This window comes from Cupriavidus sp. 05N39 (assembly GCF_056397325.1).
The window spans coordinates 42,246-64,135 of the sequence record NZ_JBFTNE010000029.1 but is presented as its reverse complement, the minus strand read 5'-3'; the positions used below and the strand labels follow the sequence as shown (position 1 = coordinate 64,135).

Sequence of the window (21,890 nt, the reverse complement as noted above, 5' to 3'; positions counted from 1 at the left end):
AAAACGGCGGATATTGTCCGCCGTTTTTCATTGACAACGCCAACGTGCTACGCGCCCATCGCCGCCACCATGGTTTTGCCCAGTTCGGCCGGCGAACGCGCTACCCGGATGCCGGCGGCGCGCATGGCGTCGATCTTTGCCTCGGCGGTCCCCATGCCGCCGGAGATGATGGCCCCTGCATGCCCCATGCGCCGGCCCGGCGGGGCGGTGGTGCCGGCGATAAAACCCACCACGGGTTTGGCCTGCCCGCCGCTGCGCGCATCGCGCAGGAACTGCGCGGCTTCTTCCTCGGCAGAGCCGCCGATCTCGCCGATCATGATGATGCCTTCGGTGTCGTCGTCGGCCAGGAACATCTGCAGGCAATCGATAAAGTTGGTGCCGTTGACCGGATCGCCGCCGATGCCGATGCAGGTGCTCTGCCCGAGCCCGGCGGCCGTGGTTTGCGCCACCGCTTCATAAGTCAGCGTGCCGGAACGGGACACCACGCCGATCTTGCCGGGGCGATGGATATGGCCCGGCATGATGCCGATCTTGCATTGTCCCGGCGTGATCACGCCCGGACAATTTGGCCCGACCAGACGGCTGCCCGAACCGGATAGCGCGCGCTTGACCCGCACCATATCGATCACCGGGATGCCTTCGGTAATGCACACGATCAGGCCGATGCCCGCGTCCACGGCTTCCAGGATGGCGTCGGCAGCGAAGGGCGGGGGCACGTAGATGACCGAGGCGTCGGCGCCCGTGCGCTCCACCGCGGCGGCTACGGTGTCGAACACCGGGAGCCCGAGATGCGTCTCGCCGCCCTTGCCGGGGGTGACGCCGCCGACCATGCGCGTGCCGTAGGCCAGCGCCTGTTCGGAGTGGAAGGTACCTTGCGCGCCGGTGAAGCCCTGACAGATTACCTTGGTGTCTTGATGGATCAGTACGGCCATGTCATTTCCCTCCCTTATCGCCGTTATTGCCAGTTTGCACGACGCCTTGAACGGCCTTGACCACTTTCTCCGCGGCGTCGGCAAGGTGGTCGGCCGACAGGATCGGCAAGCCGGAGTCGCGCAGGATGGCCTTGCCGAGTTCCACGTTGGTGCCTTCCAGCCGGACCACCAGCGGGACCGTCAGGTCGATCTCGCGCGCGGCGGCCACCACGCCTTCGGCGATCACGTCGCAGCGCATGATGCCGCCGAAGATATTGACCAGGATGCCCTTGACCTTGGGGTCGTCGAGGATCAGGCGGAATGCCGCCGTCACACGTTCCCTGGTGGCGCCGCCACCCACGTCGAGGAAGTTGGCCGGCTCCCCGCCATAGAGCTTGATGATGTCCATGGTGGCCATGGCCAGCCCGGCGCCGTTGACCATGCAGCCGATGCTGCCGTCGAGCTTGACGTAGTTCAGCCCATGGCGGGCCGCCGCGGATTCGGCGGGATCTTCCTCGGTTTCGTCGCGCAAGGCTTCGATGTCCGGATGGCGGTACAGCGCGTTGTCGTCGAAGTTGAACTTGGCGTCGAGCGCGATCACGTCGCCAGCGCGCGTCACCACCAGCGGGTTGATTTCGACCACCGACGCGTCCAGCTCGGTAAATGCACGGTAGGCCGAGAGGATAAAGCGCGATGCCGCGCTGACCTGCTTGCCGGTCAGCCCCAGCCCAAAGGCCAGGCGGCGCGCGTGGAAGGGCTGGATGCCGCTGGCCGGCTCGATCGCGACTTTCAGGATTTTCTCCGGCGTGCGGGCCGCGACTTCCTCGATTTCCATGCCGCCTTCGGTGGAGGCCATCAGCGTGATGCGGGAGGTGGCGCGGTCGATCAGCATGCCCAGGTATAGCTCGCGGGCAATCTCGCAGCCTTCTTCTACATATAGGCGGCGCACTTCGCGGCCGGCTTCTCCGGTCTGCTTGGTGACCAGCACTTTGCCGAGCATCTGTTCGGCCTGCGTACGCACGGCATCGACTGACTTGACCACGCGCACGCCGCCCTTGCCGCCCGGATCGCCGGCAAAGCGGCCGGCGCCGCGGCCGCCGGCATGGATCTGGGACTTCACCACCCAGACCGATCCGCCGATCTTGCGTGCCGCGCTGGCGGCTTCCTCCGGGGTAAACGCAACGGCCCCGCGCGGCACGGCCACGTCGAAGCGCCTGAGCAATTCCTTGGCCTGATATTCGTGAATGTTCACAAGTCTCCTCGCTCTTGGTGATGCGGGTGCCGGCGAGCCGCGAAACCGGATGGTCCGGCAAGACGCGCTGTGAAATATGGTATGTAATATATCAACGAGAAACAAGCGAATTTTCCACGAAGCGGAGGCTGGGGCCGGGGCGCTCATCAGCTGTGCGGAAACGGAATGAATCGGCACGTATTCAGCAATTGTTCTTATTTGTCATCCATCTTGCGGCGATTTGCTGCATCGCATCGTTGAAACTCCTGGGCAAGCATCCAAATTTCCCTTGAGCTTCGTTGATATATCACATACCGTATGTCATCAAGATCCTTCGAAATGGATCGATGGCGTCGCAGGGCCGGTGACATGCAGGGTAGGCACCGGCCAGGCAGCAAAGCAGCAAAGGGYGAACGGGTGTCGTGACAACGGGCCAGGTCCGCGTCACAGCCTGTCGCAACCCAGTCAACGAGGAGACCAAGACATGTCTGCAGTCGCACCCACGCGGTCCGAATCCACCACGGCCGAAGACACCCTGAAGCAGAAGACCCGCGATGCCGGCGTTATTTCCGGCGGCCACCTGGTAGCGCGGGCCCTGAAGAACGAAGGCGTCGACACCATCTTCACGCTCTGTGGCGGCCATATCATCGACATTTACGACGGCTGCGTGGACGAGGGCATCCGCATCATCGACGTGCGCCACGAGCAGGTAGCCGCTCATGCGGCGGACGGCTACGCGCGCCAGACCGGCAAGCTGGGCTGCGTGGTGACCACCGCAGGTCCGGGCTGCACCAACGCCGTGACCGGCGTGGCGACGGCCTTCCGCTCGGAAAGCCCGATCATTCACATCGGCGGGCAGGGTGCCCTGTCCCAGCACAAGATGGGTTCGCTGCAGGACCTGCCGCATGTCGACATGATGTCGCCCATCACCAAGTTCGCGGCCACCATCCCCAGCACCGAGCGCGTGGCGGACATGATCTCGATGGCGGCGCGCGAGTGCTTCAATGGCGCGCCCGGCCCGTCGTACCTGGAAATCCCGCGCGACGTGCTCGACCGCGAAGTCGATGCGGCGCGCGCGGTGATTCCGCGCCCCGGCCACTATCGCGCTTCCACTAAATCGATTGGCGACCCGAAGGATATCGAGCGCCTGGCCGACATCCTGGTCAATGCCGAGCGCCCGGCGATTCTCTACGGCCAGCAGGTCTGGACCGCGCGCGGGCATGAGGAAGCCATCGCGCTGCTCAAGGGCCTGGATATTCCCGGCTACTTCAACGGCGCCAGCCGTGGCTTGCTGCCGCCGGGCGATCCGCACCACTTCGACCGCACCCGTACGCAAGCTTTCGCCAATGCCGACGTACTGATCATCGTGGGCACGCCGTTCGACTTCCGCATGGGCTATGGCAAGCGCATCAGCAAGGAGCTGACGCTGGTGCAGATCGACATGGATTACCGCACGGTTGGCAAGAACCGCGAGATCGACCTTGGCCTGGTGGGCGACCCCGGCGCCATCCTCGGTGCGGTGCTGCAGGCTGCCAGCGGCCGCATCAAGAACGACAAGCGCCAGGCGCGGCAGAAATGGATGGGCCAGCTGACCGAAGCCGAGGCCGTCGCCACCGCCAAGCTGATGCCGCTGTTCCGCTCGGAAAACACGCCGATCCATCCGTACCGCGTGGCCTATGAACTGAATGAGTTCCTGTYGGACGACACGGTCTACATCGGCGACGGCGGCGACGTGGTGACCATTTCCGCGCAGGCGGTGCGTCCGCGCCGTCCCGGGCAGTGGATGGACCCGGGCGCGCTGGGCTCGCTGGGCGTCGGCACAGGCTTTGCCATCGCCGCCGGCCTGGCCAACCCGAACAAGGAAATCCTCTGCTACTACGGTGACGGCTCGTTCGGCATGACGGCGTTCGACATGGAAACCGCCAACCGTTTTGGCGTGCCCTACCTGGCGGTGATCGGCAACAACTCCGCCATGAACCAGATCCGCTACGGCCAGCTCGCCAAGTACGGCGACGAGCGCGGCAACGTCGGCAACCTACTGTCGGACGTGCCGTTCTCCAAGTTCGCCGAAATGCTGGGCGGCTATGGCGAGGAAGTGCGCGAGCCGGGCAAGATCGCCGGCGCATTGCAGCGCGGACGCGAGGCGGTGCAGCGCACCGGAAAATCGGCCGTGATCAATATTTGGGTGGACCCGCGCGAGTACGCGCCGGGCACCAAGAACCAGACCATGTACAAATAACCGGTGGCGAGGAGACAAACCATGAACAAGGCACTGGACGGTGTGCGGATCCTGGACATGACCCATGTGCAGGCCGGCCCTTCGGCCACCCAGCTGATGGCATGGCTGGGGGCCGACGTGATCAAGGTGGAGTTGCCGGGGCGCGGCGACATCACGCGCAGCCAGCTGCGCGATGTGCCCAACGCAGACAGCCTGTACTTCACCATGCTGAACTCCAACAAGCGCAGCCTCACGCTCAATATGAAGACGCCGGAGGGCAAGGCGCTGCTGGAAGACCTGGTGCGGCGCTGCGACGTGCTGGTGGAGAACTTCGGCCCCGGCGTGCTGGACCGCGCCGGCTTCGACTGGGACCGCCTGCAGACGCTGAACCCGCGGCTGATCTACGCGTCGATCAAGGGCTTCGGCCCGGGACCGTTCGCGGACTGCAAGGCCTATGAGAACGTGGCCCAGTGCATGGGCGGCTCGGCCAGYACCACCGGCACGGCGGATGGCGCGCCGACAGTCACCGGCGCGCAGATCGGAGACTCCGGCACTGGCATCCACTGCGTGGTGGGCATCCTGGCGGCACTGCTGCAACGCGAGCATTCCGGGCGTGGCCAGCGCGTGGAAGTGGCGATGCAGGACTCCGTGCTCAACCTGTGCCGGGTCAAGCTGCGCGACCAGCAGCGCCTGGCCGCGGGGCCGATGCGCGAGTACCCCAACCAGGAGTTCGACGACTTCGTGCCGCGCGCGGGCAATGCCTCGGGCGGCGGCCAGCCCGGCGCCGCGCTGCGCTGCGCGCCCGGCGGCGCCAACGACTACGTCTACGTGATCGTGCAGCCGCAAGGCTGGGAGCCGCTGATGCGCTTGTGCGGCAGGGAGGAGCTGATCACCCATCCGCAGTTCGCCTCGCCGGAGGCCCGCCTCAAATGCCTGGAAGAGTGTTTCTCCATCATCGAGAAATGGACGCGCACGCGCACCAAGTTCGAAGTGATGGATGCCCTCAACGAGGTCGACGTGCCGTGCGGGCCGATCCTGTCGATGAAGGACCTGATCGAGGACAAGTCACTGTACGAGCGTGGCTACCTGGTGGAACTGGATCACCCGGAACGCGGCCAGTATGTGCAACTCGGCTGCCCGATCACCTTGTCGGCATCGCCGGTGGAGGTCGAGCGTTCGCCGCTGCTGGGCGAGCATACCGAAGAGATCCTCGACTGGCTGGGCCGCACGCCCGCGCAGATCGAAGCCTTGCGCGCCGCCGGGGCAGTCTGATGCCCTGAACGTACCCGAGGCACTTCAAGCGCTTCAAGCACTTCCCGCAGTGAGTTTGCAAGCCGCCCGCCCTCGCGCTTTCGCGCAAGGGCGCGGACCGGCTCATCCCTACGCAATCCATGAACAGATGGAGACCTGACATGGCACACAACAAGGACGCGGTGCGGAAGATTCTCGCCGCCGTGAAGGAAGAAGGCCGCAATGCACTGACTGCGCCCGAAGGCAAGCTGGTGTGCGATGCCTACGGCATTTCGGTGCCGGGCGAGGGCGTGGCCAGGACGCCGACCGGCGCAGTCGAGCTGGCTGACAAGATGGGGTATCCGGTAGTGCTCAAGATCGTCTCGCCCGACATCCTGCACAAGACCGAGGCCGGCGGCGTGCTGGTGGGCCTGAAAAGCGCCGCGGATGTGGAGCGCGGTTACCTGACCATCGTCGGGAATGCGAAGAAGTACGCTCCCAACGCCAATATCGTTGGCGTTCAGGTGCAGCAGATGATTACCGGCGGGCAGGAGGTCATCATTGGCGCCGTCACCGATCCGTCCTTCGGCAAGCTCGTGGCCTTCGGCCTGGGCGGCGTGCTGGTGGAAGTGCTCAAGGACATTACCTTCCGCATGGCCCCGGCCAGCCAGGAGGATGCGCTGTCGATGCTCGACGGCATTGCCGCCGCCGAAGTGCTCAAAGGCGTGCGCGGCGCCGATCCGGCCAATCGCGAGGCGCTGGCCGGCATGATCCAGCGCGTGTCGGAGCTGGTGAGCGATTTCCCGGATATCTCGGAGCTTGACCTTAACCCGGTATTCGCCAGCAAGGACGGCGCCATTGCCGCCGACGTGCGCATCGTGGTGGACTTCGCGCCGCAGCCGGAGCGCTATCGCCCCAGCCAGGAAGACATCGTCAGGCAGATGAACCGCATCATGCGTCCCGATTCGGTGGCCGTGATCGGCGCATCAAACGAGGACGGCAAGATCGGCAACTCGGTGATGAAGAACCTGATCAACGGCGGCTACTGGGGCAAGATCTACCCGATCCATCCCAAGGGTGGCGAGATCATGGGCATGACCGCGTACAAGAGCGTGCTCGACGTGCCGGGCGAGGTGGATGTGGCGGTGTTCGCCATTCCCGCCAAGCTGGTGGCCGGGGCGCTGGAAGAGGTGGGCGAGAAGCATATTCCAGGCGCGGTGCTGATTCCCTCAGGGTTTGCCGAGACCGGCAACGTGGAAGGGCAGGAAGAGATCGTCGCCATCGCGCGCAAGCACGATATCCGCTTGATGGGGCCGAATATCTACGGCTTCTACTACACGCCAAAGAACCTGTGCGCGACCTTCTGCACGCCTTACGATGTCAAGGGCAAGGCGGCGCTGTCGTCGCAGTCCGGCGGCATCGGCATGGCCATCATCGGCTTCTCGCGTTCGGCCAAGATGGGCGTTTCGGCCATTGTCGGGCTGGGCAACAAGTCCGATATCGATGAGGACGACCTGCTTACCTTCTTCGAGCAGGACGACAACACCGAGATCATCGCCCAGCACTGCGAGGACCTGAAGGACGGCCGCGCCTTCGCCGAAGCCGCAAAGCGGGTGTCGAAGAAGAAGCCGGTGGTGGTGCTCAAGGCCGGACGCACCAGCATGGGCGCGCGCGCCGCCAGTTCGCACACCGGCGCGCTGGCCGGCAACGATAAGATCTACGAGGACGTGTTCCGGCAGTGCGGCGTGATCCGTGCGCGCTCGCTGCGCGATCTGCTGGAGTATGCGCGGGGGATTCCGAAGCTGCCGACGCCCAAGGGCGAGAACGTGGTGATCATCACGGGCGCAGGCGGCTCGGGCGTGCTGTTGTCGGATGCGTGCGTGGACAACAACCTGTCGCTGATGACCATGCCGGACGATCTCGACGCGGCCTTCCGCAAGTTCATCCCGCCCTTTGGCGCGGCGGGCAACCCGGTCGATATCACCGGCGGCGAACCGCCATCCACCTACAAGAACACCCTGCGCCTGGGCATGGAGGACCCGCGCATCCACGCCATCATCCTGGGCTACTGGCACACCATCATCACGCCACCGATGGTGTTCGCGAAGCTGGTGGTGGAGGTGAAGGAGGAAATGGCGGCGCGTGGCATCGAGAAGCCGATCGTGGCCTCGCTGGCAGGCGACGTGCAGGTGGAGGAGGCAGCCGAGTACCTGTACGAACACGGCGTGCCGTCGTATGCCTACTCCACAGAGATCCCGGTCGCGGTGCTGGGCGCCAAATACAAGTGGGCTCGCGGCGCCGGCAAGATCTGAGGGCAAGACCCAGCGGCAAGGCCGGGCCCGCCGCGCGCGGGCCCGGCTTTCGACAATGTGGGACAAGGGTGGACGCGGGCAGCATGCCGCGCCCGCCGGAGGAGTGGACTGTGCAAACGTGGATTCGCTTCCAGACCGGGGACGGGGAGATCGGTTTTGGCCGTATCGAGGGGGATCATGTCATCGAGTACGACGGCCCCGGCTACGCGCGGCCGGAACCCACCGGCGCGGCTTTGCCGCGCGAGGGGCTGCGCCTGCTGAGCCCGTGCGACCCGGGCAAGATCGTGGCGCTATGGAACAACTTCCATGCGCTGGCGCGCAAGCTCGAAAAACCGGTGCCGGCGCACCCGCTGTTCCTGATCAAGCCGGCGAGCTCGGTGGCTGGCCCGGGCGATGCCATCCTGCGGCCGCGCAGCTATGGGGGCAAGATCGTCTACGAGGGCGAACTGGGCATCGTGATCGGGCGCCGTTGCCGCAACGTGTCGCCGGAAGAGGCCGCCTCGCATATCTTTGGCTATACCGTGGTCAACGACGTGACCGCCGGAGAGATCATTGCCGAGGATCCCGCTTTCCCGCAATGGTGCCGCGCCAAGGGCTTCGATACCTTCGGCTGCCTGGGGCCGGCCATCGTCACGAATTTCGACTGGCGTGCCGCGTGCGTGGTGACGCGGCTGGACGGGGCGGAGCGGCAGAACTACCCGCTGTCGGACCTGATCTTCTCGCCTGAGCAGCAGGTCAGCCTGATCTCGCAGGATCTCACGCTGATGCCTGGCGACGTGATCGCCTGCGGCACTTCACTCGGTGTCGGATCGATGAAGGATGGCGCCGTGGTCGAGGTGACGATCGAGGGCATCGGTTCACTGGTCAACCACATGCGCGGCTGAGCGGGTGCGCGGGCGCGGGCAAGGCCAGCGCCCGGCAGGCGTCAGAGCGGCAGTGTCAGCAGCAGGGTCAGGGCGGAGGTGTCGCGCAGCCGGACGCGCCCGGCCAGCCAGCGCAATGCGTTGCATGCCGCGGCGCATCCCTTGCGCAGGCGGCGACTGAGCCCCAGCCGTGCAAGTACCCGCAGGGGGACATTCAGCACCAGTGGCACATGCTTGCGGCAGAAGGCGATCTTGCGCACATAGCCATCGACTTCCCACAGCCAGGTGGTGTCGGCGGGGAAATAGCCGATGTCGCCGGCCTTGAGCACATGGACCTGGCCGCCCGGGCTGGTTACCTTCACCTGCCCATCCAGGATAAACACGGTTTCCTCCCAGCCGTAGTACCACTCGAAGGTGCCGGTGGTGCATTCCCAGATATTGGTGGATGCCAGGCCATCGATCGCGCCCGAGTGCTGGGCGGCATGCGTCCGCGGGGCACCGGTACGGATCCAGGATGGTTCGATCGGACAGTTCTGCAATGCAAGCGCACGGGAGCTGGCGAACGTCCCCTCGCGGCGCTGAGCGCGGGCACCGGCTGGTGCGCCGGCTTCGAACATGTTCTGTCCCATGCCAGTCTCCGTTCCTGTGCGTAGTGGGCAGACCATAGCGCGCCACGTTCGCCGGCGGCAGTGCGCTGGCGCACATTCGGCGCGCGCAATACGGCACGCAGCAGGCAGAAAAGGGCGCTTTCCCGCGCCCTTTTCTGCCTGCTGCGTCGTGTCGGGCTACCGCTGCCTTAGTTCGCTTTCTGGCCCATCGCGCGAAGGTAATCGCACTTTTTGTCGAGAATCAGGCGGCTGAGGAAGTCAGCATCGTAGGCGTTGAGCAGGTGCGCGTGGTACTCCTCGATATAGCGCGCGATCCGGCTCTGTTCGCATTCGATACCGCACAGCCACGCGTACATCTCGCTGTCCCAGCGAAAGCGCAGGCCAAGCTCGGTGAATGCGGCGTTGTAGGCTGCGAGTTGCGATTCGTCGTTGGCGCGCGGGGCTGCGGCGTCGGCTTGGGCGGCGGGGCGGGCTTCGAACTGGACCTGGTTCATGATCGGACTCCTCGGGCGGCTATCAAAGGTGGGCCTGAGCTGAGGATAGGTTTGCCGATCAATTAACGATAATTAAAGTTTAACTGAATAACCATAAGTTATCGCTTATGCTTTATCAGCCTGTCCACACCGGTGATGCGCTGGATCAGGCTGGCCCCTTCTTCCATCAGGAAATGCTTGAAGGCGAGCGCCACCGGCGGCAGCCGCTTGTTTTTGCGATGCACCACATACCAGTTGAGCATTACCGGGAACCCCTCGATATCCAGCACGGCGAGATTGCCTGTCTGCAGTGCCAGCCCTACGGTATGCGCCGACAGGAAGGCGATGCCCATGTTGGCGATCACCGCCTGCTTGATGGTTTCGGTGCTCTTGATCTCCATGGCGATGCGCAGGTTGGACAGTCGCCCGGCGAAGCCTTCCTGCATGGAGTTCCAGGTGTCGGACCCTTTCTCGCGCGCGACGAAGGCTTCGTCTGCCAGAGCCGCGAGCGGGACGTTGCGCTCGCCCACCAGGCGGTGGTTGGGCGCGGCAACGATGACATAGGGGTGGGGCGCGAACGATTCGCTGATGGTGTCCATGCCTTCCGGCGGGCGAACCATCACCGCCAGGTCGGTCAGGTTGCCGGCAAGCTGGTGCAGCAATTCCTCGCGATTGTGCACTGCGAGATTGAGCGTCACGCCGGCATGCCGTTGCATGAATTCCGCCAGCAACCGCGGAAAAAAGTAATCGCCGGCGCTGATCACGGCCACATTGAGCCGCCCGCCGGAGATCCCTTTGAGCTGCGACATGGCGTCTTCCGCTTCGCGGAATTGCTGCATGATGCTGCGGCTGTAGTGCAGCATTTCAATCCCGGCCGGCGTGAGATAGATCTTCTTGCCGAGCTGTTCGAACAGCGGGAGTCCGACATGGCCTTCGAGCTGCCGCACCTGCGTCGATACCGCCGGCTGCGTCAGGTGTAGCTCTTCCGCCGCCCGCGAAAAGCTCAGGTGCCGGGCAACCGTCTCGAAAACCTTGAGCTGGCGCAGCGTCGCGTTCTTCATGCACTCATCCGCCCAATCTATAAAGGATCGTAAATGATCATAATAAAAAACTTTATGCTTAGCCGAACTTAGTTTGAACTAGCATCAGTCCACGGATGCACGTGCCGCAATGTCAGGCGCGCTCAATCAAGTAGTGACCAAGGGCTCCCCCTCACAGAGAAGCCTACCCGTCGCGCCGCAGAGCGCGATACGCACTATGCAGGAGACACGACATGGCGCATGACAATATGGCGGCCCCGGGCCGTTCGGGCTGGCTTGGCAATCGCTGGTTCCAGCTGGCAATCGGTGTGGTTTGCATGGGGCTGGTGGCGAACCTGCAGTACGGCTGGACTTTATTCGTGGGCCCGATGAATGCCAAGCACCACTGGGGCGAGTCCGCCATCCAGGTGGCCTTTTCCATCTTCATCGTGACCGAGACCTGGCTGGTGCCGCTGGAAGGCTGGCTGGTCGACAAGATCGGCCCGCGCCCGGTGGTGGCGGGCGGCGCGCTGTGCGCGGGGCTGGCCTGGGTCATCAACGCCTATGCGACGAGCCTGCCGCAGCTTTACCTCGCGGCGGTGATTGCCGGCATCGGCGCCGGCGGCGTCTACGGTACCTGCGTGGGCAATGCGCTCAAGTGGTTTCCGGACAAGCGCGGGCTGGCCGCCGGCCTGACTGCTGCCGGCTTCGGCGCGGGCTCGGCGCTCACCGTGATCCCCATCGCCAACATGATCCAGCGCTCCGGCTACGAGCACGCCTTTATCACCTTCGGCATCCTGCAAGGCATTTGCATCCTGCTGATGGCCTTGCTGCTGGTCAAGCCGCGTCCGCCCGCCGGCGCCGTGGCCGCCAAGGCGGTGCTGACCAATCCCATCGAGTTCACGCCGGGGCGGATGGTGAAGACGCCTGTGTTCTGGGTCATCTACGCGTCCTTTGTGGCGGTAGCGGCGGGCGGCATCATGGCCACCGCGCAGTTGGGACCGATCGCCCGGGACTTCGGTTTCGCATCGATGCCGGTGACGATGCTGGGATTCACGCTGCCGCTGCTTACCATGACGCTGTCGATCGATAACCTGTGCAATGGCCTGACGCGGCCGCTGTGCGGATTCATCTCGGACCGCATCGGGCGCGAGAACACCATGTTCTTTATCTTCATCGGCGAGGGGCTGTCGCTGCTCGGCCTGATGCAGTTCGGCCACAACCCGTACTGGTTCATGACGTTCGCGGCACTCACATTCCTGTTCTGGGGCGAGATTTTCTCGATCTTTCCCGCGCTGTGCGCCGACACCTTCGGCAGCAAGTTCGCTGCGGCCAACGCGGGCACCCTGTACACCGCCAAGGGCACGGCAGCGATGCTGGTACCGCTGGCCTCGGTCCTGTCGGCGCGAGGCGGGTGGGACGCGGTCTTTACGGTAGCGGCGGCCGTGACCATCGCCGCCGGACTGTCCGCCAAGTTCGTGCTGGCCCCGATGCGAAGGCGGTTTATCACCGGTCATGTCGAGTCCCTGGTGCCGGCGGCCGACAGCCCGGCCTACCTGGCGGGACTATCCCCCCGCAAGAGCGACTGAATCCCCAGCCGGGCCCGGACCGCGTCAAGCGAATCCGGGCCCGATTGCCATCACGATGCGCCGCGCCTCATGCATACAGAAGGGGTAATCATGAATATTTCGCTTCCGCAGTTGAAGGCCTTTGCCGCCGTGGCGCGACAGAAGAGCTTTACCCGCGCCGCAGCCGAGCTTGGACTCACGCAGTCCGCCATCAGCCGCAGCGTGCGCGAGCTGGAAGACGAGATCGACCAGCGCCTGTTCGACCGCACCACACGCCAGGTCGAACTCACTGATGCCGGCGAGCACCTGTCGCAGCGCATCTGCCACCTGATCGAAGAAGTCGAGCAGACGCTGCGCGAGAGCCAGGGTGCTGGCAAGCCGTGCCAGGGCACGGTGCAGATTGCGTCCGATCCGGTGTTGTCGTCGATGTCGCTGCCTGGCTGGCTGGCGGGTTGCCGGGCGGCATGGCCAGGGATTGGCATCTGCCTGAAGGACCGCTCGCACGAGTCCGTGTTGCAATGCGTGCGCAGCGGCGAGGTGGACTTCGGCATCTCCACCAATCCGGAGGCGGGAGACGATCTGTTTTGCGAAGCGCTGTGTTCGGATCCGTTTCACGCTGTGCTGCCTTCGCAGCATCCGCTGGCCTCGCGGGAGACGATAGGATGGGRCGATCTCAACGATGCCAACGTGTTGATGCTGGACCAGCACTCGGGGATCCAGCCGGCCGTGGAGCAGGCGTTTGGCGTTTATCACGTGCGCGCGGGGTCGCTGCAGGCGCTGGGGCATTTTGCGGCGATTTTCGGCATGGTGGCGTTGGGGCTGGGCATCGGGATCGTGCCGTCGCGGGCCAATTCGGCTGGCTTGAGCCCAGCTGCGGTGATGAGGCCATTGCGGCCGCAGGTCACGTCTTCGGTGATGCTGGTGCGGCGCAAGAGCCGTTCGCTCAAGCCTAATGCTGCCGCCATCTGGGATGCGCTGCGTGGGATGGAGTATGAGCAGGCGTTGGTGGCGCGGGTGGGGTAGGGCGGAGCGGCCACCGCCTGCGGGGAGCGGCACAGGGGCTGTTGCTGAGATGTCAAACTTGTTCTGATATATTACATACAGGATATTTACACATAGTGCGACGCAGCATATAATGAAAACTCCTACCCACCATCCTTACTGGAGTTTTCTGATGGACAGCGCTCTTCTTCTCGGTCTCGCCCTTGGCCTGGTTTCGCTTGGCGTCGGTGTCACCTTCCTGATCGCCACCCGCGTGCCTACCCTCGTGCTGATCCGCGCCCAGGAGCACGGTCGCTTTGCCGGCCTCGGCGCGTCGCAGGAAACTGCCGGTGTTGGCCGCGCCAGTCCCGCCGCAACCGGCGTGAGTGTGCAACCTCAGTTGGCCCGCGCCTGATGTTGGCGTGGTGTGATCGGCAGAGCCCGGCTGCCGATCGCTGCCACTACGCTTTGGTTGAGGCCCTACCCGCCAAGTATGCCTTTGGGCTTGTCTGCAGAGCCACCCCGGGTTCCGTTTTTCACTTTGTTCGGTCCGATATCCTGGCGTGCCGGTTGGTTGCGACCGCCGCTATTGCGCACTGGTCTGAACGCAGCCTGCGCTACAGGCACGCGTATGCATCAAGCCTGCGCCTCTCCGCTCTTCTTTCCTGAAGGGCCAGACATTCAGCACATTCACCCGTTCGCGAGCCTGACCTTATCTAGGGACTTTCCCGAGGGTGGGTCTTGATGCTTTGGGCCCGAGCACTCCGCACGCCCCGTTTCCAATTGCGTTTACCGCTATTCCCCACGCCCCATTGATGTGGCGCGGCGCTCTAAGTCATTGATCCGTCAGCAGGCCATTCTGGCGTGGCCGCCTGCTTTGATGCGCGTGGCGCACGAGTAACCTGCGTGCCGCCTTCTGGTGCGCCACCGCGGCGCTTGCCACACGATTTCAGTGGATTCCGAGTCGCCCAAAAGCGTCTTGACTATATTGATATATCACATACTGTATAGCAATGAAACGACCGCAGTATCTGGGATGGCGCACAGGAGCGCCATCCCGAAGAGGTGTCCGAAGACGCCCTTTCCACATAAGGCGGCCCTGCCCGCCGTAAGGAGACACCAATGGAACATCAGCAAAACGCGCCCGAGTCACGCTTTGCCTCACCTTGGGTACAGCTCGTTTTTGGCGTGATCTGCATGGCGATGATCGCCAATATGCAGTACGGCTGGACGCTGTTCGTCAATCCGATCGACGACAAGTACCACTGGGGCCGCACGGCGATCCAGGTGGCATTCACCATCTTCGTCGTCACCGAAACCTGGCTGGTGCCGATCGAAGGCTACCTGGTCGACAAGTATGGCCCGCGTCCCGTGGTGGTGGGTGGCGGCCTGCTGTGCGCGATTGCGTGGGCGTTGAACTCCGTGGCTTCGTCGCTGCCGATGCTGTACTTCGCTGCGGCGGTTGGCGGGGTAGGGGCGGGCGCGGTCTACGGCACCTGCGTGGGCAATGCGCTCAAGTGGTTCCCCAACCGGCGCGGGCTGGCTGCGGGGATCACCGCAGCCGGCTTTGGCGCGGGCTCGGCGCTCACTGTGGTGCCGATCGCCAACATGATCAAGAGCAGCGGCTATGAGGCCACCTTCCTGTGGTTCGGACTGGGCCAGGGCCTGATCGTGTTCTTCCTGGGCATGGCGCTCTATCCGCCTTCTGCCAAGGTGCTGAACCAGGTCACGAGCGCGGTCAAGACCGCCGCCTACAACGCCTCGCCGCGCCAGGTCCTGTCGTCGCCGATCTTCTGGGTGATGTACGCCATGTTCGTGATGATGGCGGCTGGCGGCCTGATGGCTACCGCGCAGCTCGGCCCGATCGCCAAGGACTTCGGGCTGGATGGCGTGCCGGTTTCGCTGCTCGGCCTCACGCTGCCGGCCCTGACCTTCGCCCTGACCATCGACCGCGTGCTCAATGGCCTGACCCGTCCGTTCTTCGGCTGGATCTCGGACAACATCGGCCGCGAGAACACCATGTGCCTGGCTTTTGCCATCGAAGCGGTCGGCATCCTGCTGCTGGCCAGGTACGGGCAGGATCCCATCGCATTCGTGGTGCTGACCGGCGTCGTGTTCTTCGCCTGGGGTGAAATCTACAGCCTGTTCCCGGCCACCTGCGGCGATACCTTCGGTCCCAAGTTCGCTGCCACCAATGCCGGGCTGCTATACACGGCCAAGGGCACTGCGGCGCTGCTGGTGCCGTTCTCCAGTGTCATCACCGCCGCGACCGGCGACTGGCACGCGGTCTTCATGCTTGCGTCCGGCATGGCAGGGCTGTCCGCCTTTCTGGCCCTGTTCGTGCTCAAGCCGATGCGGCAGGCGCACGCCAGGAAGTACGTGCATGCCAATACCGCGGCGCCGATGGGATACCGCGCGGTGCCTGAGGACCTTACCTGAGAGGCGCGTTGGGCCGGCTGCAGGCGGTAGCTTGCCTGCGCGTGGCGGGAATAGGGATATGATCGAAGGCAACGCCCCGCCCGCGCCGCCCGCCCCCGGCAGCGCGGCCGCCGGGCGGGCAAGGCAGGATAAGACCAGAGCGGCGGGCAAGCGTGTCAAGCGCTTGCCCCGTTGCCATTCGGCACCCACGAGAGACAGTCACCGAGATTGCCATGAACCCGGTCGTCATTCCCATCGCGGTCCAGGATATCGGCAAGCAGCGCAAGCGCCGTCAACCCAAGGGGCGGCAGGCCGATCCGGCCGCGCTGGCCGAGGTGAGAGCCTTGCTGGGCGATGCCTCCCGCCGGCGCGACCTGCTGATCGAACACCTGCACGCCATCAACGACCATTACGGCCAGCTCGCCATCCCGCACCTGGTGGCGCTGGCGCACGAGATGCGGCTGTCGCAGGCCGAGGTCTACGAGGTCGCCACTTTCTATCACCACTTCGACGTGGTGCGCGAGGATCCGGATGGCGCGATCCGGCCGCCGGCGGCCGTGACGGTGCGCGTGTGCGAAGGCATCGCCTGCGAGCTTGCGGGTGCCCGCGACCTGCTCGCCAGGCTGCCGGCCCTGCTGGGCAGCGAGGTCAAGGTCGTGGCGGCGCCGTGCATCGGCCGGTGCGAGCGCGCGCCCGCGGCGCTGGTCGGACAGAATCCCGTTGATTTCGCCAGCGCGCCAGCCATTGCCGGCACGGTGGCCGCGCGCGCCGTGCGGCATAAGCCGGAAGCCTATCTGGGCTACGACGACTATCGCGCGCAGGGCGGCTACCAGTTGCTGCGGGACTTGGCGGCGGGCGAGCGCGATTTCGAATCCGTGCTTCGCACAATGGAGGATTCCGGCCTGCGCGGGCTGGGCGGAGCGGGTTTCCCCACCGGGCGCAAATGGCGCATCGTGATGGCCGAGGCGGCGCCGCGCCTGATGGCGGTCAACCTGGACGAGGGCGAGCCAGGCACCTTCAAGGATCGCGTCTACCTGGAACGGGATCCGCATCGCTTCCTGGAAGGCATGCTGATCGCCGCCGCGGTGACGCAGGTCTCGGCGATCTATCTCTACCTGCGCGACGAGTATGCCGGTTGCCGGGCGGTGCTTGGCGAGGAACTGCGCCGCCTGCATGCCGATCCGCCGGTGCCGGGTTTGCCTGACATCCAGCTGCGCCGCGGCGCCGGTGCGTATATCTGCGGCGAAGAGTCGGCCATGATCGAATCGATCGAAGGCAAGCGCGGCATGCCCAGGCTGCGTCCGCCTTACGTGGCGCAGGTCGGCTTGTTCGGCCGGCCCACGCTGGAGCACAACTTCGAGACGCTCTACTGGGTGCGCGAGCTACTGGAGAAGGGCGCGGAATGGTTCTCCGCGCAGGGGCGCAATGGCCGGCATGGCCTGCGTTCCTTTTCGGTGTCGGGGCGGGTGAGGCGGCCGGGCGTGCATCTGGCGCCGGCGGGCATCACCGTAAGGGAACTGATCGAGGAGTACTGCGGCGGCATGCAGGACGGCCACGGCTTCTACGGTTACCTGCCGGGCGGCGCCTCCGGCGGCATCCTGCCGGCGTCGCTGGGCGACATCCCGCTGGATTTCGATACGCTGCAGCCCTACGGCTGCTTTATCGGCTCGGCCGCTATCGTGGTGTTCTCCGAGCAGGACAGCGCCGTTGCCGTGGCGCGCAACCTGATGCATTTCTTCAAGCAGGAATCCTGCGGACAGTGCACGCCATGCCGCGTGGGCACCGCCAAGGCGCTGGATGTGATCGGGCAGCCGAAGTGGGACCTGCCCGCGCTGGCGGACCTGTCCGCGGTAATGCGCGACGCCTCGATCTGCGGGCTGGGGCAGGCCGCGCCCAACCCGGTGGATTGCGTGATCAAGTATTTCCCGCAGGAACTGGCCTGAGCCGCGAGGACGATATGAATGCACTGACCCGCGCCGAACGTGCGCAAGTCGAAGCCTCCTCCAGCACCACGGTGACTTTTCGCCTGAATGGCCGGGAAGTCTCCGCAAGGCCGGGCGAGAGCCTGCTCAAGGTGGCGCAGCGCGAGGGCTTTGACGTGCCGCACCTGTGCTACAAGGACGGCCTGGACACCGCCGGCAACTGCCGCGCCTGCATGGTGGAGATCAAGGGCGAGCGCGTGCTGGCGCCGTCTTGCTGCCGTTACCCGGCTCAGGGCATGGACGTCGAGACCGGCTCGGAGCGCGCGGTGCGCGCGCAGCGCATGGTGCTGGAGTTGCTGCAATCCGATATGTCCGAGGCGCACTACACGCGCAACAACGAACTGGACCAGTGGTCCGCGCGGCTGGCAGTCGGCAAGCCGCGCTTTGCGCCGCGCGCCGCGGTGCCGGCGGACTTGTCCCATCCGGCCATCGCCGTCAATCTCGATGCCTGCATCCAGTGCACCCGCTGCGTGCGCGCCTGCCGCGACGAGCAGGTCAACGATGTGATCGGCCTGGCCTTTCGCGGCGACCACGCCGCGATTGTGTTCGACATGGACGATCCGATGGGCGCTTCCACCTGCGTGGCCTGCGGGGAGTGCGTGCAGGCCTGTCCGACCGGCGCGCTGATGCCCGCGCGCGACGCGGCGCTGCCGGTGCCGGAGCGCCAGGTGGATTCGGTCTGCCCGTATTGCGGCGTGGGCTGCCAGCTCACCTACAACGTCAAGGACAACCGCATCCTGTTTGTCGAGGGACGCGACGGCCCGGCCAACCAGAAGCGCCTGTGCGTGAAGGGCCGCTACGGTTTCGACTACGCGCAGCATCCGCACCGGCTCACCGTGCCGCTGGTGCGGCGCGAGGGTGTCCCCAAGCGCGGCGATTTCGTGATGGACCCCGAACGCGTGATGGACGTATTCCGCGAAGCCAGCTGGGAAGAGGCGCTCGCGCTCGCGGGCGGCAAGCTGGCAGGCATTCGCGATACGCACGGCAAGCGCGCGCTGGCCGGCTTCGGTTCCGCCAAGGGCAGCAACGAAGAGGCTTACCTGTTCCAGAAGCTGGTGCGCACCGGCTTCGGCAGCAATAACGTGGACCATTGCACGCGGCTTTGCCATGCCTCGTCGGTGGCGGCGCTGCTTGAAGGGATCGGCTCGGGCGCGGTGTCCAACCCGGTGATGGATGTGGCTCGCGCCGAAGTGGTGATCGTGATCGGCGCCAATCCCTCCGTCAATCATCCGGTGGCGGCGAGCTGGATCAAGAACGCGGTGAAGAACGGCACCAGGCTGATCGTGGCCGATCCGCGCCGCTCCGACCTGGCCCGCTTCGCCCATCGTTTCCTGCAATTCCAGCCCGATACCGATGTGGCGCTGCTCAACGCGATGATGCATGTCATCGTGGATGACGGGCTGGTCGACAAGGCGTTCATCGCCAGCCGCACCATCGGCTACGACGAACTGCTGCGCAATGTGGCCGCCTACAGCCCGGAGGCGATGGCGCCCATCTGCGGCATCGATGCCGACACCATCCGTTATGTGGCGCGCATGTATGCCACTGCCAAAGCCTCGATGATTCTCTGGGGAATGGGCATCTCCCAGCACGTGCACGGCACCGACAATGCCCGTTGCCTGATCGCGCTGGCGCTGATGACGGGGCAGATCGGCCGGCCGGGCACGGGGCTGCATCCGCTGCGCGGGCAGAACAACGTGCAGGGCGCTTCCGACGCCGGCCTGATCCCGATGATGTACCCGGACTACCAGCGCGTCGACGATCCCGAGGCCATTACCCGTTTCGAGTCGCTGTGGGGCGTGCCGCTGGACCACCAGCCGGGGCTGACCGTTGTCGAAGTCATGCAGGCCATCGAGCGCGGCGAAGTACGCGGCATGTACATCATGGGCGAGAATCCGGCCATGTCCGATCCCGACGCCCGCCATGCGCGCGAGGCGCTGGCGGCGCTGGACCACCTGGTGGTGCAGGATATCTTCCTGACGGAGACGGCCTACCTGGCCGACGTGGTGCTGCCGGCATCGGCGTTTCCGGAAAAAACCGGCACCTTTACCAACACGGACCGCACCGTGCAGCTCGGGCGCCAGGCGATCGATCCGCCAGGGCAGGCGCGCCAGGACCTGTGGATCATCCAGCAGATGGCGGCCAGGCTCGGGCTGGACTGGCCGTACGCGAGCGTGGCCGATGTGTTCGATGAGATGCGCCACGCCATGCCCAGCATCGGCGGCATTACCTGGGAGCGCCTGCAGCGCGAGAACGCGGTGACCTACCCCTGCCGTGCCGAAGGCGATCCCGGCGAGCCCGTGATCTTCACCGACGCGTTTCCCACCGCGACGGGCAAGGCCCGCTTCGTGCCCGCCGACATCATTCCCGCCGCCGAGCGGCCCGACGAGGAATACCCGACGGTGCTGATCACCGGGCGGCAACTGGAGCACTGGCACACCGGCAGCATGACGCGGCGCGCCGGCGTGCTGGACGCGATCGAGCCGGAACCGGTGGCGCTGGTGCATCCCCTCGACCTCGCCGCGCTCGGCGGCCAGCCCGGCGACCTGGTGACGCTGGCTTCGCGCCGGGGGCAGGTATCGCTGTTCGCGCGCGCGGACGATGGCACCCCGCGCGGTGCCGTGTTCGTGCCGTTCTGCTACTACGAGGCCGCCATCAACAAACTCACCAATGCGGCGCTGGATCCTTTTGGCAAGATCCCGGAATTCAAGTACTGCGCGATCCGGATGATGCTGGGCGGAGAGATGCCGCGGCAGTCCAGCTACGGAGGCGGGCAGATCCTGGCGGGGACGATTCCGGGGACGACGCAATAGGGTAGGGCGACGCTTGGCCATTTTCCGGATTTTCGGGAAATTGATTGTTGTATTTTCCGGCTAATCAATGCAGGCAGACGGGACTACGCTATGGTCATGGCGCGGTCCCGCGCCGCTGAGAACCTGCTTGAAGGAGCCCTGCAATGAAAGCTGTTGGCCTGACCCGTTACCTTCCGGTCGACGACCCGCAATCCCTGGTCGATGTCGAGATTGCAACCCCCGTGCCTGAAGGCCGCGACCTGTTGGTCAAGGTGGCGGCGATTTCAGTCAATCCCGTGGATACCAAGGTACGGGCCCCGAAAGACAAGGTGGAGCCCGCCGTGCGCGTCCTGGGATGGGATGCCGCCGGCACGGTCGCCGCGGTCGGGCCGGATGTGACGCTGTTCAAGGTGGGCGATCCGGTCTTCTACGCTGGCAGCATTACCCGGCCCGGCGCCAATAGCGAGTTCCACCTCGTCGACGAGCGCATCGTCGGCCATAAGCCCGCCTCGCTCGACTTTGCTCATGCCGCGGCCTTGCCGCTGACTGCGATCACGGCCTGGGAAGCCTTGTTCGATCGCCTGGGCGTGTCGCCCCGGGGCGAGCACGCGGGGCGTTCCGTGCTCGTGATCGGCGGGGCAGGGGGCGTGGGCTCCATCGGCATCCAGTTGGCCAGGACCCTGGCGGGGCTGACCGTCATCGCCACGGCGTCGCGGCCCGAGTCGGCCGCCTGGTGCCGCAAGCTCGGTGCCGACCACACCATCGACCATCGCGGCGACATGCCCGCGCAACTACGCAGCCTCGGGTTTGCCGAAGTCGATTACATCCTTTGCTTCAACGATACCGACCGCCACTTCGGCACCATGGCAAGCGTGATCRCCCCGCAAGGCAAGATCTGCTCGATCGTGGAGAACAGCGGCGAACTGGCCGTGGGCGACCTGAAGAGCAAGAGCGCCACGTTTGTGTGGGAGTTCATGTTCACCCGCTCGATGTTCGGCACGCCGGACATGGTCGAGCAGCACCGGCTGCTTAACGAGGTGGCGCGGCTGGTCGATGCCGGCCGGCTGGAGACCACGCTGGGGGAGCACCTCGGGCGTATCGATGCGGCCAACCTGCGCCGGGCCCACGCCATCCTGGAGAGCGGGCAGACAATAGGCAAGCTGGTACTCGAAGGGTTTTGATGGGAGGCTGGCGGGCGGTCTGGCAACGGGGGGCTGGCCGGCACGCCGGCCAGCGTTTTCTGTCCGATAAGCAATTAACCGCCAGGAATTTTCCCCAGCCACC

The 21,890-nt window shown here is 65.2% G+C and carries 16 protein-coding genes; 11 read left to right on the top strand and 5 right to left on the bottom strand.

The window, feature by feature from the left end; translation table 11 throughout:
* Window positions 1-47: 47 nt before the first annotated feature.
* Window positions 48-932 (bottom strand): succinate--CoA ligase subunit alpha, encoded by an 885-nt coding sequence (gene sucD, locus AC1DN0_RS16200; RefSeq protein ID WP_441630640.1) that lies wholly within the window; start codon window positions 930-932, stop codon window positions 48-50.
* A gap of 1 nt (window position 933) precedes the next feature.
* A complete protein-coding gene (sucC, locus tag AC1DN0_RS16195) occupies window positions 934-2,163 on the bottom strand; it encodes an ADP-forming succinate--CoA ligase subunit beta (RefSeq protein WP_441630638.1) in 1,230 nt (409 codons plus the stop codon).
* A gap of 463 nt (window positions 2,164-2,626) precedes the next feature.
* On the opposite strand from sucC, the gene AC1DN0_RS16190 reads away from it, so the two are divergent.
* The 4 genes from AC1DN0_RS16190 to AC1DN0_RS16175 all read left to right on the top strand — a co-directional run bounded on the left by AC1DN0_RS16190 (window position 2,627) and on the right by AC1DN0_RS16175 (window position 8,786).
* On the top strand, window positions 2,627-4,381 hold the full coding sequence (locus AC1DN0_RS16190) for a thiamine pyrophosphate-binding protein (protein ID WP_477145845.1): 1,755 nt from the start codon (window positions 2,627-2,629) through the stop codon (window positions 4,379-4,381).
* Window positions 4,382-4,402: 21 nt separating this feature from the next.
* Window positions 4,403-5,632, top strand: coding sequence for a formyl-CoA transferase (gene frc / locus AC1DN0_RS16185; protein ID WP_441630636.1), 1,230 nt, complete (start codon window positions 4,403-4,405; stop codon window positions 5,630-5,632).
* Window positions 5,633-5,772: 140 nt separating this feature from the next.
* Complete coding sequence (locus AC1DN0_RS16180; protein ID WP_477111818.1) at window positions 5,773-7,902, top strand: acetate--CoA ligase family protein; 2,130 nt, start codon at window positions 5,773-5,775, stop codon at window positions 7,900-7,902.
* Window positions 7,903-8,012: 110 nt separating this feature from the next.
* Window positions 8,013-8,786 (top strand): fumarylacetoacetate hydrolase family protein, encoded by a 774-nt coding sequence (locus tag AC1DN0_RS16175; protein ID WP_441630632.1) that lies wholly within the window; start codon window positions 8,013-8,015, stop codon window positions 8,784-8,786.
* 41 nt (window positions 8,787-8,827) lie between these two features.
* Here the strand turns inward: AC1DN0_RS16175 and AC1DN0_RS16170 are convergent, their stop codons facing one another.
* The 3 genes from AC1DN0_RS16170 to AC1DN0_RS16160 all read right to left on the bottom strand — a co-directional run bounded on the left by AC1DN0_RS16170 (window position 8,828) and on the right by AC1DN0_RS16160 (window position 10,907).
* Window positions 8,828-9,394, bottom strand: a complete 567-nt coding sequence (locus AC1DN0_RS16170) for a cupin domain-containing protein (protein ID WP_441630630.1) — start codon at window positions 9,392-9,394, stop codon at window positions 8,828-8,830.
* Window positions 9,395-9,561: 167 nt separating this feature from the next.
* Window positions 9,562-9,867: an HAD family hydrolase gene (locus tag AC1DN0_RS16165; RefSeq protein ID WP_441630628.1), complete on the bottom strand. Its 306-nt coding sequence runs from the start codon at window positions 9,865-9,867 to the stop codon at window positions 9,562-9,564.
* 98 nt (window positions 9,868-9,965) lie between these two features.
* Complete coding sequence (locus tag AC1DN0_RS16160) at window positions 9,966-10,907, bottom strand: LysR substrate-binding domain-containing protein (RefSeq protein WP_477143525.1); 942 nt, start codon at window positions 10,905-10,907, stop codon at window positions 9,966-9,968.
* Window positions 10,908-11,119: 212 nt separating this feature from the next.
* Between AC1DN0_RS16160 and oxlT (AC1DN0_RS16155) the strand changes: the two genes are divergently transcribed.
* The 7 genes from oxlT (AC1DN0_RS16155) (at window position 11,120) to AC1DN0_RS16125 (ending at window position 21,787) form a co-directional block, all read left to right on the top strand.
* Entirely contained in the window at window positions 11,120-12,454 is a 1,335-nt protein-coding gene (gene oxlT, locus AC1DN0_RS16155) for an oxalate/formate MFS antiporter (protein WP_477102566.1), read from the top strand.
* 90 nt (window positions 12,455-12,544) lie between these two features.
* On the top strand, window positions 12,545-13,456 hold the full coding sequence (locus AC1DN0_RS16150) for a LysR family transcriptional regulator (protein WP_477145844.1): 912 nt from the start codon (window positions 12,545-12,547) through the stop codon (window positions 13,454-13,456).
* A 151-nt stretch (window positions 13,457-13,607) separates the two neighbouring features.
* The gene (locus AC1DN0_RS16145) at window positions 13,608-13,829 is read left to right on the top strand and encodes a hypothetical protein (protein WP_441630620.1); all 222 of its coding nucleotides are present in this window, start codon (window positions 13,608-13,610) and stop codon (window positions 13,827-13,829) included.
* Between the two features lie 707 nt (window positions 13,830-14,536).
* Window positions 14,537-15,853: an oxalate/formate MFS antiporter gene (oxlT, locus tag AC1DN0_RS16140; protein ID WP_441630618.1), complete on the top strand. Its 1,317-nt coding sequence runs from the start codon at window positions 14,537-14,539 to the stop codon at window positions 15,851-15,853.
* Window positions 15,854-16,065: 212 nt separating this feature from the next.
* Complete coding sequence (locus tag AC1DN0_RS16135) at window positions 16,066-17,775, top strand: NADH-ubiquinone oxidoreductase-F iron-sulfur binding region domain-containing protein (protein ID WP_441630616.1); 1,710 nt, start codon at window positions 16,066-16,068, stop codon at window positions 17,773-17,775.
* A gap of 14 nt (window positions 17,776-17,789) precedes the next feature.
* Entirely contained in the window at window positions 17,790-20,627 is a 2,838-nt protein-coding gene (gene fdhF, locus AC1DN0_RS16130; RefSeq protein WP_441630615.1) for a formate dehydrogenase subunit alpha, read from the top strand.
* A 143-nt stretch (window positions 20,628-20,770) separates the two neighbouring features.
* Window positions 20,771-21,787 carry a zinc-binding alcohol dehydrogenase family protein gene (locus AC1DN0_RS16125; protein ID WP_477145843.1) on the top strand — a complete coding sequence of 339 codons (1,017 nt, stop codon included), beginning with the start codon at window positions 20,771-20,773 and terminating at the stop codon, window positions 21,785-21,787.
* Window positions 21,788-21,890 lie beyond the last annotated feature (103 nt).

What these genes read in the sequence shown, in the direction of transcription:
- sucD (WP_441630640.1), bottom strand. Translation starts at nt 932, where the DNA reads ATGGCCGTACTGATCCATCAAGACACCAAGGTAATCTGTCAGGGCTTC.
- AC1DN0_RS16180 (WP_477111818.1), top strand. Translation starts at nt 5,773, where the DNA reads ATGGCACACAACAAGGACGCGGTGCGGAAGATTCTCGCCGCCGTGAAG.
- AC1DN0_RS16170 (WP_441630630.1), bottom strand. Translation starts at nt 9,394, where the DNA reads ATGGGACAGAACATGTTCGAAGCCGGCGCACCAGCCGGTGCCCGCGCT.
- AC1DN0_RS16165 (WP_441630628.1), bottom strand. Translation starts at nt 9,867, where the DNA reads ATGAACCAGGTCCAGTTCGAAGCCCGCCCCGCCGCCCAAGCCGACGCC.
- AC1DN0_RS16160 (WP_477143525.1), bottom strand. Translation starts at nt 10,907, where the DNA reads ATGAAGAACGCGACGCTGCGCCAGCTCAAGGTTTTCGAGACGGTTGCC.
- oxlT (WP_477102566.1), top strand. Translation starts at nt 11,120, where the DNA reads ATGGCGCATGACAATATGGCGGCCCCGGGCCGTTCGGGCTGGCTTGGC.
- AC1DN0_RS16145 (WP_441630620.1), top strand. Translation starts at nt 13,608, where the DNA reads ATGGACAGCGCTCTTCTTCTCGGTCTCGCCCTTGGCCTGGTTTCGCTT.
- oxlT (WP_441630618.1), top strand. Translation starts at nt 14,537, where the DNA reads ATGGAACATCAGCAAAACGCGCCCGAGTCACGCTTTGCCTCACCTTGG.
- AC1DN0_RS16135 (WP_441630616.1), top strand. Translation starts at nt 16,066, where the DNA reads ATGAACCCGGTCGTCATTCCCATCGCGGTCCAGGATATCGGCAAGCAG.
- fdhF (WP_441630615.1), top strand. Translation starts at nt 17,790, where the DNA reads ATGAATGCACTGACCCGCGCCGAACGTGCGCAAGTCGAAGCCTCCTCC.